Source organism: Saccharobesus litoralis (assembly GCF_003063625.1).
Lineage (GTDB): Bacteria > Pseudomonadota > Gammaproteobacteria > Enterobacterales > Alteromonadaceae > Saccharobesus > Saccharobesus litoralis.
In genome coordinates, this window is sequence record NZ_CP026604.1 from 4,581,925 (window position 1) to 4,597,201 (window position 15,277).

General features: G+C 40.7%; 14 protein-coding genes and 3 tRNA genes. 7 read left to right on the forward strand and 10 right to left on the reverse strand.

Annotated features, from left to right (window positions below):
• Nucleotides 1–55 precede the first annotated feature (55 nt).
• Complete coding sequence (locus C2869_RS17090; RefSeq protein ID WP_108604099.1) at nt 56–2,605, reverse strand: LamG-like jellyroll fold domain-containing protein; 2,550 nt, start codon at nt 2,603–2,605, stop codon at nt 56–58.
• A gap of 160 nt (nt 2,606–2,765) precedes the next feature.
• On the opposite strand from C2869_RS17090, the gene C2869_RS17095 reads away from it, so the two are divergent.
• A complete protein-coding gene (locus tag C2869_RS17095) occupies nt 2,766–3,758 on the forward strand; it encodes a sulfotransferase (protein WP_108604100.1) in 993 nt (330 codons plus the stop codon).
• A 104-nt stretch (nt 3,759–3,862) separates the two neighbouring features.
• On the opposite strand, the gene C2869_RS17100 is transcribed toward C2869_RS17095, so the two are convergent.
• The 3 genes from C2869_RS17100 to ffh are packed head-to-tail and all read right to left on the reverse strand — an operon-like array spanning nt 3,863 to nt 6,264.
• The gene (locus C2869_RS17100) at nt 3,863–4,348 is read right to left on the reverse strand and encodes a WbuC family cupin fold metalloprotein (protein ID WP_108604101.1); all 486 of its coding nucleotides are present in this window, start codon (nt 4,346–4,348) and stop codon (nt 3,863–3,865) included.
• A gap of 16 nt (nt 4,349–4,364) precedes the next feature.
• Nucleotides 4,365–4,727: a Rieske 2Fe-2S domain-containing protein gene (locus tag C2869_RS17105; protein ID WP_159084211.1), complete on the reverse strand. Its 363-nt coding sequence runs from the start codon at nt 4,725–4,727 to the stop codon at nt 4,365–4,367.
• Between the two features lie 58 nt (nt 4,728–4,785).
• The gene (gene ffh / locus C2869_RS17110; RefSeq protein ID WP_108604103.1) at nt 4,786–6,264 is read right to left on the reverse strand and encodes a signal recognition particle protein; all 1,479 of its coding nucleotides are present in this window, start codon (nt 6,262–6,264) and stop codon (nt 4,786–4,788) included.
• Nucleotides 6,265–6,542: 278 nt separating this feature from the next.
• Between ffh and C2869_RS17115 the strand changes: the two genes are divergently transcribed.
• The 6 genes from C2869_RS17115 (at nt 6,543) to fur (ending at nt 10,841) form a co-directional block, all read left to right on the forward strand.
• A complete protein-coding gene (locus tag C2869_RS17115) occupies nt 6,543–7,331 on the forward strand; it encodes a cytochrome C assembly family protein (RefSeq protein ID WP_108604104.1) in 789 nt (262 codons plus the stop codon).
• Nucleotides 7,332–7,398: 67 nt separating this feature from the next.
• Nucleotides 7,399–8,691 (forward strand): HlyC/CorC family transporter, encoded by a 1,293-nt coding sequence (locus C2869_RS17120; protein ID WP_108604105.1) that lies wholly within the window; start codon nt 7,399–7,401, stop codon nt 8,689–8,691.
• 12 nt (nt 8,692–8,703) lie between these two features.
• On the forward strand, nt 8,704–9,474 hold the full coding sequence (locus tag C2869_RS17125) for an alpha/beta fold hydrolase (RefSeq protein WP_108604106.1): 771 nt from the start codon (nt 8,704–8,706) through the stop codon (nt 9,472–9,474).
• A gap of 53 nt (nt 9,475–9,527) precedes the next feature.
• Nucleotides 9,528–9,728 (forward strand): DUF2788 domain-containing protein, encoded by a 201-nt coding sequence (locus tag C2869_RS17130; RefSeq protein ID WP_108604107.1) that lies wholly within the window; start codon nt 9,528–9,530, stop codon nt 9,726–9,728.
• A 15-nt stretch (nt 9,729–9,743) separates the two neighbouring features.
• Nucleotides 9,744–10,268: a flavodoxin FldA gene (fldA, locus tag C2869_RS17135; RefSeq protein ID WP_108604108.1), complete on the forward strand. Its 525-nt coding sequence runs from the start codon at nt 9,744–9,746 to the stop codon at nt 10,266–10,268.
• A 150-nt stretch (nt 10,269–10,418) separates the two neighbouring features.
• A complete protein-coding gene (gene fur, locus C2869_RS17140; RefSeq protein WP_108604109.1) occupies nt 10,419–10,841 on the forward strand; it encodes a ferric iron uptake transcriptional regulator in 423 nt (140 codons plus the stop codon).
• Nucleotides 10,842–11,397: 556 nt separating this feature from the next.
• On the opposite strand, the gene C2869_RS17150 is transcribed toward fur, so the two are convergent.
• The 6 genes from C2869_RS17150 to C2869_RS17175 all read right to left on the reverse strand — a co-directional run bounded on the left by C2869_RS17150 (nt 11,398) and on the right by C2869_RS17175 (nt 15,272).
• Nucleotides 11,398–12,531 (reverse strand): sodium ion-translocating decarboxylase subunit beta, encoded by a 1,134-nt coding sequence (locus C2869_RS17150; protein WP_108604111.1) that lies wholly within the window; start codon nt 12,529–12,531, stop codon nt 11,398–11,400.
• 11 nt (nt 12,532–12,542) lie between these two features.
• Nucleotides 12,543–14,330, reverse strand: coding sequence for a sodium-extruding oxaloacetate decarboxylase subunit alpha (gene oadA / locus C2869_RS17155; RefSeq protein WP_108604112.1), 1,788 nt, complete (start codon nt 14,328–14,330; stop codon nt 12,543–12,545).
• Nucleotides 14,331–14,349: 19 nt separating this feature from the next.
• Nucleotides 14,350–14,595, reverse strand: coding sequence for an OadG family transporter subunit (locus C2869_RS17160; protein WP_108605103.1), 246 nt, complete (start codon nt 14,593–14,595; stop codon nt 14,350–14,352).
• 378 nt (nt 14,596–14,973) lie between these two features.
• A tRNA-Arg gene (locus tag C2869_RS17165) sits at nt 14,974–15,050 on the reverse strand.
• 28 nt (nt 15,051–15,078) lie between these two features.
• A tRNA-Arg gene (locus tag C2869_RS17170) sits at nt 15,079–15,155 on the reverse strand.
• Nucleotides 15,156–15,179: 24 nt separating this feature from the next.
• A tRNA-Ser gene (locus C2869_RS17175) sits at nt 15,180–15,272 on the reverse strand.
• Between the last annotated feature and the right edge of the window lie 5 nt (nt 15,273–15,277).

Consider the following 15,277-nt stretch of genomic DNA (forward strand, 5'->3'; position numbering starts at 1 on the left):
AGTCAATTATCGCTAACCTTTTTAAGAACGCAAACGACTAATAACTCTACAATTTTTATTTATTAATAAATTGAATTGCACTTTGAAATTGAACTAAACCTAGATAAATTTGAGTCTGATCGCTGCAGTGGGATATTTTATCGTTATTATCAACTTCACCAGTAATAGCACATCCATCTGTTTTAGGAATAATATCATTTTCAAGCTTATCGTATGCGTCTCCCAACAAAGCTTGTCCTGTATTAAGGTCTGATTCATTTACAGCCTGCTCGACAAGACTAACAACTTCATTCAACTTATTTGCAAATGTTTTCCCCCAATTTTTGCTTTTAAGATTTGCAACGTCTATTTGTTGAATAAGCTCGATCAGGCTTGCTGCTATCCCTGATGCGGTATCATCATCTGGGTTACAGTTTTCGTCGATTCCATTTTCTATGATTTCTGTTGCTCCTGGATTTATAGTTGCATCAAATGGAGCGCAATCCTCACCATTTAGCCAAGTGTCATTATCGATATCAGGGTCACATGCATCACCAATCCCGTCGATATCAAAATCGGCTTGGTCACTGTTGTAAATGTCCGGACAATTATCGAGATCATTGTCGAAAAAATCACCATCTATATCAGGATCACATAAGTCTCCTAAACCATCTCCATCCATATCAGCTTGGTCTGAATTAGCATTTAACGGGCAGTTATCTACTTCGTTCAATACCAAATCACCATCCATATCACTATCACAAACATCGCCAAGGCCGTCCCCATCAAGATCCTTTTGTTCGTTGTTAGTTATTGTTGGGCAGTTATCTAAAGTGTTATCAATCGAATCACCGTCTAGATCGAGATCACATAGGTCTCCTATACCGTCTCCGTCTGTATCTACTTGATTGGCATTTGCTAGTTGTGGGCAGTTATCGTCATCATCTGCAATACCATCTTCATCCGTATCATTTGATGCTGATTCGCCAAGGAATAACATTTCAACGTCTTCTGCTGATAATGCTCGATTGTATATTCGAATATCATCAATTGCGCCATAGAAGTACTCTGTATTACTTGCTCCAGTTCCAGCGTGACCTATGGTTAATGGTGTATTTTTTACTAGCATATCGCCGCTGGCAGCTGCACTTTGCTCGATAAATTCTCCGTCAATATAAAACTTGGTTGAATTTCCATCATAGGTCAACACGGCATGGTGCCATTGGTTAAGGCTGGGAAATACGTCATTAAAGCCAATGCCATGGGTAGCCCCACCTTGACTGCGAACTCGGCTAAAGATAACTCTACCATTGGATTCTCGACCCATGCGGATTTCAAAGCTACCAAATGTATTATAGCCGTTGTTTAAGAGACCTTGATACCGCGTAACTAGTCCCGTTCTTTTAAACCAAATACTCGCAGAAAGTTGGTCCCCAAACGCATAATTTCTTAACGTATTTACTGTGATTTTATCTCTACCATCAAAATAATAAGCACTAAATGGGTCGCCATCTTTGCCAACCGTAAGCATAGCGCCAGAAACAAGACCATGATGGCCATTGCCACTATAGTCTTGAGCATTAGTAGCAATGGGGTAATAAGCAATGAGTTCGCTAACATCAACTGTTGGAATGACGTGAATTTCAACGGTATCAGATAGGTTTATTTGACCATTTGTTCCGGTTAATTCAAATCGATAATAGCCTGGTTTAACTGCAGTAAAGCTAGGTGTTGCTGAAGATATATCGGACAGCGTGACAGGAACATTCTTAGGACTCTTAGCTAAAGACCACTGATAGCTAATGACGTTACCATCCGAATCATAACTTGATGTGGCATCTAAAGTTATTTGTTCTCCAGCCATTTTTATTTGGCTTTGGCCCGCATCCAATATAAAACCAGTTTCAGCATCATCTTGATATAAAGTTAATATTTCACCAGGTGTAAAAGCTCTTTGATAAATTCTTACATCATCAATTGCACCATAAAAATATTCACTTTCTACACCACGTCCACCGCCATTTCCACCCATACCAATAGCTAAAATATTATATTTAGTTTGCATATTGCCTCGGGCAGCAGTGCTAGACTCAATAAATTGGCCATCTAAGTAAAAATTAGTTATTGAGCCGTCATAGGTTAACACAACGTGATGCCACTGGTTGTTAGCTGGATACACATCGTTGAATCCTAAACCTGGTGTACCACCGTTTTCACTATTAATGCGACCTAAAATAGCAGTTCCGCCATTCTCGCGCCCCATACGGATTTCAAAGCTGCCTTTGGTATAATACCCGTTGTTTACAATTCCTGAGTATTTACCAAATAATCCTGTCCGCTTATACCAAGCAGTGACCGTAAATTGACTGCCCCAATCAAAGCCATATAAGCTAGGAGCCCTCACTAGATCGTTACCATTAAAAAAATAAGCACTGTTGGGGTTCCCTTCTCTATCAGAAGTAAGCGTAGCCCCCACTGCAAAAGCATGGTGCCCGTTACCACTATAGTCTTTGGCATCTCCCGCAAAGGGATAAAAAGCCAATAACTCGTTTCTATCAAAGGCGTGAGCTCCACATACCGTGAAACTAAGAGCAAAAACACAAGCACGAATGACCCGTATACTCATAAAGTAAAATTCCTTGTATCAAATTGTATTGATTGTTTTATATAAGAGGTGTAGGTTAGATATGAATTTAACCCCTTATAAATATACAACGCACATACTATCTAATACAATAAGGGGTATAGTGTTAATGTAATCTCGAGAAAAATTACGGCCAAATGTAATGGAAGAAGCAAAACTCAATTTAATTCATATCGGTTTACCAAAGACTGGCTCAACAGCACTACAAAATTACTGGTCAACACATAAACACTTAAATTGCTGCTGGCAAAATTTAGCGCCCATGGTGAGCAATATTAGGCAGGCTATTCATCAATTTAAAGACTATGAAGATTTACCAATAGCTACCCCGTTAACTTTTGACAAGCGAGTTGATGAACCAGTCAGTGGCATTTATACATCGGAAGCCTTGTCAACTTTTGCTTGGGGCTATTCAGTAAGTGCAGAGCAAGTTACCAAAGCCCGTTGGTTTTTTGCTGACAGCATATTTAACCAAATCCCTGAAGCCAAAGTTTTAGCTGTAATTAGAGATCCCATCGATTGGATATTATCAATCTATAAACAATATATTCAGGAGGGCGGTCATCTCGATCTACAGAGCTTTGTTGAAAGTGAAAAAGAGTTTTTGCTAGCGACTTTGAACTTAAGAGAATTATTCGATGTTTGGGCTGAGTATTATCAAAGTCAGGATATTATTTTCTTGCCTTATGAAATGTTAAGAAAAACACCACAAAGATACAATCAGATACTCAGTGTTAAGTTAGGCTTGTCCGAAGAGCACAGATTAGTAGGAAATCTACCAGAAGCAAATACCTCTATTAGCAATAAAGAAGTTGAATTGATGCGTCAATCTGCAGCTTGGTTTCAACAACTAGAGGAGCATTCTGAATGGTCGAAATTAACCTTTAAGCGACTGAGGAAAGATTTATTATTAGCGCTTAGAACAGAATTTCAAAAGCAGGGAACATTATCTGAGTATATCGAAGCTACGTACTCTCAATCAGAGCCCAAATTTGAATTAACTAGCGAATATTTAGATATGTTAGAAACTCAGTTTCTTAGTTTTTTGAATGAATATAGTCCCGAGTTCTATGGTTATTTATCTAGATATCGCTCGACCTTATACCAAAACCAATACGAATTAAACGAGGAATAATTATTAATAAGCACTTGAGCACCAAACGATTAGGTTTTTGCGAACTATACCTAGCTTATCCAATTGGTGCTCAAAAAACGAAACTAAAAGTAAATATTCTAAGATTAAAAACGAGCCGATTCACCCTCTTGGATATTGACTAACTTAGCAATAAAATCAGCCACTTCAGGATCGCCTTCTACTGGCGCCCACTGAGCAAAACCTTTGTCCGTTGTCACTGTGTAAGGTCCTTCTTTGACCTCAAAAAAAACGGTGCCGCTTTCTAACGCGACAGTTGAATGCCAAACATTAGGTGGGATCTCTAAGCCTTGCTGTGGACCATTAGCCGAAAGTTCAACTTTCTTAGTGACCGTACCTTGCTCATCATAAAGTAAAAACAAAAGGCGGCCTTGGCTTACATAAAAGAATTCCCACTTGTTGCTTTCTATATGACGATGCGGGCGCACATAGCTATCTGGCTCCATGGCAATAAATAATCTTTGCACTGGCGCATTATAATCATCATGCAGATTTTCATTGGTACGCCGCCGCGGTGAGGCTTTTGCCCGCTCAACCAGCTGGTCAAAAAAGCGTTGGTCAAAATTTTTCATGTTCTTATCCTTACCTCTAATTTTCTATTATCCAGTATTCATCACCGCTATTTTCAACCGCAAACGCTTGATTATATTCGCTATAAATACAGATTGGCCTTCTATGTAACGAACAGTAGACATTACCATCGGCCTTTAGCGGATCTTTGCTAATATCATAGCCTTGGTGTGGACAGTAAGCAGAAACCGCACGCAGATCAATTGAACCGTCTTGCAAAATCGTTTTGTATATCACAACCTTGCCAACGTGGTCGGTCAAGGGTAACTGTGCTTTCCCCACCAAAACATCAGGATTCGCGGTTTCTTTGACCTGTTCTATTTTTATTCTTGCACTGCATTTACCCGCTGCCGGATAAAATACATTTAGTTCGTTTGCCATTTTTTGTTCCATTCACAAAAAAGTCACCCGAAGGTGACTTTTCAAATATTAATAGTGATTATTTTTTCTTAAATGGGTTGCCACCTACCCCCGGTAAGCCGCCACCAAGTCCTGGTAAGCCACCTGGCGCGCCTGGATTGCCCATGTCGCCCATTCCTGGTGGTAATTGCCCTGGTGCTCCGCCGCCACCCATACCAGGCATACCGCCCATGCCTTTCATCATTTTCTTTAAGCCGCCTTTGCTAGACATCTTCTTCATCATCTTTTGCATTTGATTAAATTGTTTAATCAAGCGGTTTACATCTTGAATAGTGGTACCTGAACCATTGGCGATACGACGCTTACGCGAACCATTAATGACTTCAGGGCGCTGACGCTCTTTTGGCGTCATTGAATTGATAATGGCTTCTAACTGGACGAATTGCTTATCGTTTACCTTATCTTTCATATTGTCAGGCAATTTCGACATACCCGGCAATTTATCTAACATGGACATCATTCCACCCATGTTTTTCATTTGCTGTAATTGGTCACGAAAATCTTCTAAATCAAAGCCTTGGCCTTTTTGTATTTTCTTAGCCATTTTCTCGGCTTTTTTCTTGTCTACTTTACGCTCAACTTCTTCAATTAAGCTTAAGACATCACCCATGCCGAGAATACGAGAAGCAATACGATCCGGATGGAAAGGCTCTAATGCATCCAGTTTTTCGCCCATACCAATAAATTTAATTGGCTTACCGGTAATATGACGAATAGAAAGTGCAGCACCACCACGAGCATCACCATCCGCTTTAGTTAAGATAACACCCGTTAATGGTAGCGCTTCATGGAAAGCTTTAGCGGTATTGGCAGCATCTTGACCTGTCATGGCGTCAACCACGAATAAAGTTTCTACTGGCTCGATTGCCGCATGTAACTGTTTGATTTCATCCATCATGGATTCGTCAACGTGCAAGCGCCCTGCAGTATCAACTAATAGCACATCGAAAAACTGAATTTTTGCGTGCTGGATTGCGGCGTTAACAATATCGATCGGCTTTTGTTCTACCGTACTTGGAAAAAACTCAACGCCCACTTCACCGGCTAAGGTTTCTAGCTGTTTAATCGCCGCTGGACGATATACGTCAGCCGATACGACTAAAACTTTTTTATTTTCGCGTTCACGCAAATAACGCGCTAATTTACCAACAGAGGTGGTTTTACCCGCACCTTGCAAACCCGCCATTAAAACAACAGCCGGTTTTTGGGCCGCTAAGTTTAATTCTTCATTCGCTTCGCCCATGGCTTTAACAAGCTCGTCATTAACAATTTTGACAAAAGCTTGACCAGGATTAAGACTTTTACTGACTTCAGTACCTAAAGCCGCTTCTTTAACATTGGCGATAAATGCTTTGATTACAGGTAGAGCAACATCTGCCTCTAATAGCGCCATACGCACTTCGCGCAGCGTTTCTTTAATATTGTCTTCAGTTAAACGACCACGACCTGTAATATTTTTAAGCGTTTGGCCAAGACGATCTGATAAATTTTGAAACATGAAATTACCTAAAATTGCAGCATGCACACATAATGCTTGCGAAATACGCTAAGCGGCAGGCAAAAATATCTTTGTAAATATAGGCGGCATTATAACCGCAATTTAATCCAATATGCAGGTCATGAACGGTGAATTAAAGTGTTGAAACACAGTTATTAATAAAAAATGTGCAAAATCACAGCAAGATAGACAGATTTTCCAAGGTTAATTCGTTTAATTATCAAAGAAAGTTGTTATTATCCGCAGTTGAGGAATTAACACTATTTCAAGGGTAATACATGGCTTTCGCTGTTATAGGCGTTTTAGGTTATTTAATCAGTGCGGCTGCCTTACTGTTATTATTTTTCAAGCACTACAATTACCAACTTAAAATCATCATCACCCCTGGCTTACTTGCGGTTGTGATGCATACCTTGTTTATCCATCAGCATTTTGATCTTGCTTCGCCAGATTCATACAATTTAGTCTTGGTCGTCAATATCGTCAGCTTAGTGGTTTCTTTTGCATCAATTGGTTTTGCGCAAAAGTTCAATAATTTCTTTGTGTTACCTGTTTGCTTTGTATTTACCGCCGTTATGTTGCTCATTGGATTGGTTGCGCCAGTAGACTTACCCACTGTCGCGTCTTGGTCGAGCCAAACCCTATCACATATCGGATTTGCGATTGGCGCCTATGCCATATTAACGGTAGCGACTCTTTTAGCTTTCCAATATCGATTTGTCAGTTATCGTTTAAAAATGCATGACCTGTCAATTTTACGATTACCTATTCCAGCGTTAAATGAAATTGAACGACAAATTTTCCAATTGCTGATCACAGGTACGTTGTGTCTAACCATTTCTATTATCACAGGTGCTCTATTTCTCGATAACTTCTTTGGTTCAGGCCAATCCCACAAAGCCATACTGTCTATTATCGCTTGGGGATGTTTTAGCTGTTTGCTTTTAGGGCATGCAATTTGGGGATGGCGAGGAACCATTACATTGGTACTTACACTAAGCGGTTCAACACTATTAACCTTGGGTTACTTTGGCTCACGTTTCGTACGTGACTTTATAATGAGCTAACACCATGGGCTTGAAAATATCAGTTTCATCACCATATAACTGATTCAATAATTAAAGGGCTTAATTCTTGGACGACATATCTACCGGTACCCTGCTAATATTTTTGGGTGTACTTGTCTTAATTTCTGCTTTTTTCTCTAGTTCAGAAACAGGCATGATGTCTTTAAACAAATATCGCTTAAGGCATCTTGTTACACAAAAAAATCGCAATGCCATGCGCGTGCACAATTTATTGTCACGCCCAGATAGACTCATTGGTCTTATCTTAATCGGTAACAACTTAGTCAATATTCTAGCGGCATCTATTGCAACCACGATAGGTATGCGCTTATTTGGTCACTTAGGTTTAGGGGTTGCCACCGCAATTACCACCGTAGCTTTAACCACCATCATACTCATTTTTGCAGAAGTTACGCCAAAAACGCTGGCTGCTTGGTTTCCTGAACGCATTGCTTACCCTGCTGCCATCATTTTAAAACCATTAATGTGGGTTTTTTATCCTTTCGTTTTGGGGCTTAACGCCATCACTAATGGTATTTTAAAACTATTTAGAGTTAAACCTGATGACAATGGACAGGTACTTAACCAAGAAGAATTACGTACTGTAGTTAATGAAGCCGGTACTATGATCCCACGTCAACACCAAGATATGCTACTGAGCATTCTCGACTTAGAAAAAGTTGCGGTGGAAGATGTCATGGTGCCTCGCAATGAAATTTTAGGCATTGATATTAACGACGAATGGGCTGATATTGTTAAGCAGCTGTACGGCACAAAACATACTCGCTTATTACTTTATAGAGATACAGTAGACGATGCCGTCGGATACATCCACGCCCGCGACGTATTGCGTTTAACGTCGAAAAAGAAATTCTCGAAAGATACTTTGCTGCGGGCGGCCAAGAAATTAGTTTTTGTACCAGAAGGCACGCCACTCAACACCCAATTATTACATTTCCAGCGTAAAAACTATCGATTTGCACTAGTAGTTGATGAGTATGGTGACATTCAAGGCTTATTAACTTTAGAAGATATTCTTGTCGAAATTGTTGGCGACTTTGAAAATCGAGCTCAACCTGGTCGACATGAAGATTACCGCCGTCAAGTTGACAACTCATATTTAGTTGAAGGCAGCGCCAATGTTAGAGATTTAGCAAAAGACTTGGGCTGGAAACTGCCCATTGACGGCCCTAGAACCATAAACGGCTTAATACTCGAATATTTAGAAGAAATTCCACAGCCTAATGTTTCCATTAAGTTGTATGGCTATCCGGTAGATATTGTCGAAGTTACCGATAACGCCATTAAGCAAGTCAGGGTACATGCTCAACTCTATAAAAAAATGAAATCTTCAAAATAATTAACGCGTTTTATGATCCTCAATTTTACTGACAAAGGGCAAGGCCCTACCTTAGTTTTAATCCATGGCCTGCTAGGTAGTTTAGATAACTTAAATATGGTTGCCCGTTCACTCAGTAAGCATTATCGGGTGATTTCAGTTGACTTGCGAAATCACGGAGCCTCAGCCCATGACGCTGCGATGGATTATCACACGTTAGCAAGCGATGTTTTCGAAACCCTAGATTCGCTCCAAGTGACAAATTTTTACCTTCTCGGCCACTCTATGGGCGGCAAAGCGGCTATGGTTATGGCTATACAGCAACCCTGTCGCATAAATAAACTAGTCGTAGCTGACATCGCGCCTGTCACCTATCCTGAACGCCACCAGCAAATATTTAATGGCTTAAAGGCGATTGATTTAGATACGATTAATAACCGTAATGATGCAGATGTAACCTTAGCCAAATACGTCGACGAACCTGGTGTTAGGCAGTTTTTATTGCGTAACTTAAGTCGTCAAGCTGAGTCTTTTGTCTGGAAAATGCACCTTGAATACATCATCAATAATTATTCATACGTTATTGGCTTTCCAGAGCTTGAGGCTGAATACACTCACCCTACTCTATTTATTAAAGGTGGCGAGTCAGATTATATTCAACGTCAGCATCAACCAGCCATAGTCAAACTGTTTCCAAACAGTAAAGCTAAAATCATTCAAGGTGCTGGTCATTGGCTGCATGCTGAAAAAACTACGCTATTCAATCGTATCGTCAGTGATTTTCTTGGCGCGTCCTCTGTGTAACTAACCACCATCTATGTTAAAATGCGCGTCCATTTAACGTTGAATTTACAATTATGACGTTTGAGCAGTTTGAAACACTCGGCTTTTACTTAGGTATTGCAGCACTATTTCTGTTTATATTCTTAGCAATTAAAGATGTGCTCGATAAAGGCAATGTGCCTTTAATTGGTAAGTTGGCCGTTTGGTTAGTTTTATTTTTGGGTTGTTTCGGTTTTATTGTAAAGGGAATAATCCAAGTATTTTTTGATTCTTAGCGAGACAGATAAACTATGTCAGTTATAGGTTGTTTTTTTGGTAGCGACACCGGCAACACAGAAGCCATCGCAAAAATGCTACAAAAAGAAATCGGTAAAGATTTAGTCGATGTCTATGACATTGCTAAAGCGAGTAAAGAAGATATAGCCAAGTATGACTTTTTATTGTTAGGCATACCCACTTGGTATTATGGTGAAGCCCAATGTGATTGGGACGACTTTTTTCCTGATTTAGAAGAGCTAGACTTCAATGATAAGCTTGTCGCTATCTTTGGTTGTGGTGATCAAGAAGACTATGCTGAATATTTCTTAGATGCCATGGGGATGATCCGCGATATCGTAGAGCCTAAAGGCGCTATTGTTGTCGGCCACACCTCAACAGAAGGTTATGAATTTGAAGCGTCAAAAGCCTTAGTCGACGACAGTACTTTTGTTGGACTCGGCATAGATGAAGATCGCCAGCCCGAGTTAACCGACCAAAGAGTTAAAGCTTGGTGTAAACAACTTCGTGAAGAAATGTGCTTAGACGAATTAGCCTAATACACTTAAAAGAGAAGCCACTCGCTTCTCTTTTCCCCTATCTTATTCCGCATTCAACTCAATATTAACAAATAAACTTACAGAGTAAGGTTTTATATTAGCGGCCTTGCTATATAATGTACGCAATAGGTTATATAAAGTTTATTTATTATGTCTGACCACAATTTAGAATTAAAAAAAGCCGGTCTGAAAGTCACTTTACCTCGAGTAAAAATTCTCGAAATGTTGCAAGAACCAGAATTGCAGCACATTAGCGCAGAAGATCTGTACAAGATTTTACTAGAGCGTGGAGAAGAAATCGGCTTAGCGACTGTTTATCGAGTACTCAACCAATTTGATGATGCAGGTATTGTTACCCGTCACCATTTTGAGGGTGGAAAATCCGTATTCGAATTAAGTGAAAAACAACATCATGATCATCTCGTTTGCTTAAAATGCGGTAAAGTTATTGAGTTTGCTGATGAAATGATTGAAGAGCGTCAAGAGAGAATAGCCAATGAAAACGGCATTAAACTCACTGCGCACAGCTTATATTTGTATGGTGAATGTACTGACAAAGAAAACTGTAAATAAGCTTATTTTACCGTTTTAATTCACTAACGAATAAAAACCAGTGCTAAGTCACTGGTTTTTTTATAGCTTGCAATAACCGAAATCAATTCGGCCCAACAATGGAAATTGAACGGGTCTCTAATCTTACTCTACATTGATGTCGCCGTACGCTGTTCCAGACGCTTAACGGCATTTCCTACATCCATATAGGTCGCCGTACGCTGTTCCAGACGCTTAACGGTATTTCCTACATCCATATAGGTCGCCGTAAGCTGTTCCAGACACTTAACGGCATTTCCTACGCCCATGTACGACAATAGCAGCAGAGCTGATACAAACTTGTTTTTCCGCTGCGACATTACCTAATATCTGCAACATTTATCGAAGTACAAGGTACAGACCTAGATCCTGTTTCCTGAAAAACCCTAACGACCTGCTCTACTATGCCGAAAGACACCAAAAGTAAGTATTTTAAGCGAGTCTCTAGCGACAAGTTAGATCTAAACTAATCTCAATTCAAAAACAAAAAAAGCGCCTAAAGGCGCTTTTTTAAAAGGATTATATAGCAAAGTGCTAATTACACTTGAACCAACGCAAGTAATATACCTGCCGCAACAGCGGAACCCAATACACCTGCTACGTTTGGCCCCATAGCATGCATCAATAGGAAGTTATGAGGGTTAGACTCTAAGCCAACCTTATTAACAACACGAGCCGCCATAGGTACCGCAGAAACGCCTGCGGCGCCAATTAATGGGTTAATCTTACCACCTGATAAACGACTCATCAGTTTAGCCATTAATACCCCAGTTGCAGTACCAATACTAAATGCCACCGCACCTAAGGCTAAAATACCTAATGTTTCTACCGTTAAGAAAGCTTCAGCTGATAATTTTGAGCCTACCGCTAAACCTAAGAAGATAGTTACAATGTTGATTAATTCGTTTTGCGCAGTCTTGCTTAAACGATCAACCACACCACATTCACGCATTAAGTTACCTAAACAGAAACAGCCGACTAACGGTGTTGCTGAAGGTAAGAATAAAATAGTCGCGAATAACACCATTAACGGGAAGATGATCTTTTCTTTTTGAGAAACAGGACGTAATTGCTCCATTTGGATCTTACGTTCTTCCTCATTAGTTAAGGCTTTCATAATTGGCGGTTGAATTAGTGGAACTAATGCCATGTATGAATAAGCAGCAACAGCAATCGCACCTAATAACTCAGGCGCTAACTTAGACGCAACAAAAATAGCAGTAGGACCATCAGCACCACCGATGATAGCAATCGCAGATGCATCAGCTAGGCTAAATTCAAAACCAGGTACAGCATTAAGCAAAATGGCACCGAACAAAGTCGCAAAAATACCAAACTGCGCAGCAGCACCTAATAATAACATTTTAGGGTTAGCAATTAGCGCGCTGAAATCTGTCATAGCACCAACGCCCATGAAGATTAACAGCGGAAAGACACCACTATCGATACCAATGTAATACACGTAGTACAACATTCCACCTGGATCAGATAAGCCAGCAATTGGAATATTAGTTAATAACGCGCCAAAACCGATTGGAACCAATAGTAAGGGTTCGAATTTTTTAACAATGGCAAGATATAGCAGTAGAAAGCCCACTGCCATCATCAACACCTGACCTAGCTCAAAATTAGCCAGTCCAGTTGATTGCCAAAGGGTAACTAAACCTTCCATTTAATTCCCTCTTAAGCCAAAGATAAGATTGGATCGCCAGCAGCTACTGAGTCACCTTCTTTAACGAATAGATCGACAACTGTGCCGTCTTTCGCAGCACGCACTTCGGTTTCCATCTTCATTGCTTCCATAATGATCACAACATCACCAGCAGCGACTTGATCACCTTGAGAAACGACAACTTTGAAGATATTACCCGCTAATGGCGCATTCAATGTTTCGCCACCAGACACTGATGCTGACTGTGGTACGACTTCGTCAGCAGCTTGAGCTGGGGTAATATTGCTAATTGTGCCACTAGGCGCAACTTCAACATGGAATAACTTGCCATCTACTCTAACATCATAAGCGCCTGGCTCATTATTGCTAGTTGATTGAGCTGGAGCCGCTTTAGCTGGAGCTTCATCTTCACCCGTTGGAGCCGGTTCGAATGCATCAGGGTTATTGCGGTTTTCTAAGAACTTAAGTCCAATTTGCGGGAATAACGCGTAAGTTAATACATCGTCAATTTTCTCATCCGCTAAAGAGATACCTTTTTCAGATGCTAAAGTGTCTAACTCAGCAGAAAGTTTATCTAGCTCAGGCTCTAACAAATCAGCTGGGCGACATGTGATAGCTTCAGCACCATCTAATACGCGAGCTTGTAACTCAGCATTTAATGGCGCAGGCGCAGCACCGTACTCACCTTTAAGTACACCTGAAGTTTCTTTAGTAATTGACTTATAACGCTCACCAGTTAATACGTTCAATACGGCTTGCGTACCAACGATTTGCGAAGTTGGTGTGACTAAAGGAATATAACCAAGATCTTCACGTACACGTGGAATTTCTTTTAATACTTCATCTAAACGGTCTGAAGCACCTTGTTCGCGTAACTGGTTTTCCATGTTAGTTAACATGCCACCAGGAACTTGAGCCGTTAATATACGTGCATCAACACCTTTTAATTCGCCTTCGAACTTAGCGTACTTCTTACGTACTGCACGGAAGTAAGTTGCAATATCTTCCATGTCTTCTAAATTCAAGCCTGTGTCGCGCTCTGTACCTTCAACAATTGATACCATGGTTTCAGTAGCAGTGTGACCATAAGTCATACTCATACTTGAAACAGCGGTATCTAGCATGTCGATACCCGCATCAATTGCTTTCATATAAGTCGCTGTGCTTAAACCTGTTGTCGCGTGACATTGCATGGCAATTGGCACAGAAACAGTCTCTTTAAGACGTGTAACCAACTCTTCAACAACGTAAGGCTGAAGTAAACCCGCCATATCTTTAATGAAAATAGAGTGAACACCCAAATCTTCAATTTGACGAGCTAAGTCTAACCATGAGTCCAATGTATGAACCGGACTAACAGTATAAGATAATGTACCTTGAGCATGAGCACCTACATCAATTGCCGCTTTAACTGCCGTTTGGATGTTGCGAACATCATTCATTGCATCAAAAATACGGAAAACGTCAACACCATTAGTGTGAGCACGCTCAACAAACTTGGTGACAACGTCATCAGCATAGTGACGATAGCCTAATAAGTTTTGGCCACGTAATAACATTTGCTGACGCGTATTTGGCATCGCTTTTTTCAGAGCACGAATACGTTCCCAAGGATCTTCACCAAGATAACGAATACAAGAATCAAACGTTGCACCGCCCCAGCTTTCTACAGACCAGTAACCGACTTTATCGAGTTTTTCTGCGATAGGCAGCATATCTTCGAGACGAACACGCGTAGCCAACAGTGACTGATGCGCATCACGTAACACAAGCTCGGTTATCGCGAGTGGTTTAGACATATTATTCTCCTGCTAGAACTTACTTTTGACGGTGTTTATGAATTGCTGCAGAAATCGCGGCTGTTGTTTGCGCCGCACGCGCTTGGTCATTCTGAACAGCGGGACGTCTGCTAGGTTGAGTCACACTAGTTTCAACCTCACCAGCAAAAGCCTTTGACATTAATTGGATACATACAATTAGTAGGCTTAAAAAGCCGAATACCACGACCATGCCCACCAACATTAAATTAGCGGCTTCTAGTAACGTACTACTAAGATTTTCCATACCATCATTCATTTAAAAAATGCAGAACAGTACGTATACCGTGCAGATAGGTAAAAATCAAATTTTCGTCCCATCAAATCGGCATAACGTATGTGAAAACTCATTTAAATTAGCTTGCTAAAAGCCAATTCAAACTAATTCTCTGCATTTGGTTATAATAAGTTTTAGTATCTTAGCCGATATGCGGCAAGATCTCTAAGTTTTTCAAGCTATAAACGGCGATCCGCCCTTAAATTCTCTGTGGGTAATATTTAAACACCCAGAAAAAAGAATAGCTTTTTCACCCCAGCTTGTGTCTTGCTTGAGTTAATGTTTTGGGCATTTAAAAATAAAATTTAGCTGAAATAGCCAAAAAGAATAGATAACTTAGGAAAGGAATGGCGCGCGTGGAAGGATTCGAACCTCCGACCATCTGGTTCGTAGCCAGGTACTCTATCCAGCTGAGCTACACGCGCGCTTTGGAAAAACGCAGTGTGAAGAAAGTGGCGCGCGTGGAAGGATTCGAACCTCCGACCATCTGGTTCGTAGCCAGGTACTCTATCCAGCTGAGCTACACGCGCGCATCTAAAACACACTTCACGAAATGGCGGTGAGAGAGGGATTCGAACCCTCGATAGAGCTACAAACCCTATACTCCCTTAGCAGGGGAGCGCCTTCAGCCTCTCGGCCATCTCACCGTTTC

Excerpts from the sequence above, each read along its gene's own strand:
- ffh (WP_108604103.1), bottom strand. The coding sequence starts at position 6,264 with ATGTTTCAAAATTTATCAGATCGTCTTGGCCAAACGCTTAAAAATATT.
- C2869_RS17130 (WP_108604107.1), top strand. The coding sequence starts at position 9,528 with ATGACGTTTGAGCAGTTTGAAACACTCGGCTTTTACTTAGGTATTGCA.
- C2869_RS17125 (WP_108604106.1), top strand. The coding sequence starts at position 8,704 with ATGATCCTCAATTTTACTGACAAAGGGCAAGGCCCTACCTTAGTTTTA.
- C2869_RS17100 (WP_108604101.1), bottom strand. The coding sequence starts at position 4,348 with ATGAAAAATTTTGACCAACGCTTTTTTGACCAGCTGGTTGAGCGGGCA.
- C2869_RS17150 (WP_108604111.1), bottom strand. The coding sequence starts at position 12,531 with ATGGAAGGTTTAGTTACCCTTTGGCAATCAACTGGACTGGCTAATTTT.
- fur (WP_108604109.1), top strand. The coding sequence starts at position 10,419 with ATGTCTGACCACAATTTAGAATTAAAAAAAGCCGGTCTGAAAGTCACT.
- C2869_RS17090 (WP_108604099.1), bottom strand. The coding sequence starts at position 2,605 with ATGAGTATACGGGTCATTCGTGCTTGTGTTTTTGCTCTTAGTTTCACG.
- oadA (WP_108604112.1), bottom strand. The coding sequence starts at position 14,330 with ATGTCTAAACCACTCGCGATAACCGAGCTTGTGTTACGTGATGCGCAT.
- C2869_RS17105 (WP_159084211.1), bottom strand. The coding sequence starts at position 4,727 with ATGGCAAACGAACTAAATGTATTTTATCCGGCAGCGGGTAAATGCAGT.
- fldA (WP_108604108.1), top strand. The coding sequence starts at position 9,744 with ATGTCAGTTATAGGTTGTTTTTTTGGTAGCGACACCGGCAACACAGAA.
- C2869_RS17095 (WP_108604100.1), top strand. The coding sequence starts at position 2,766 with ATGGAAGAAGCAAAACTCAATTTAATTCATATCGGTTTACCAAAGACT.
- C2869_RS17160 (WP_108605103.1), bottom strand. The coding sequence starts at position 14,595 with ATGGAAAATCTTAGTAGTACGTTACTAGAAGCCGCTAATTTAATGTTG.
- C2869_RS17115 (WP_108604104.1), top strand. The coding sequence starts at position 6,543 with ATGGCTTTCGCTGTTATAGGCGTTTTAGGTTATTTAATCAGTGCGGCT.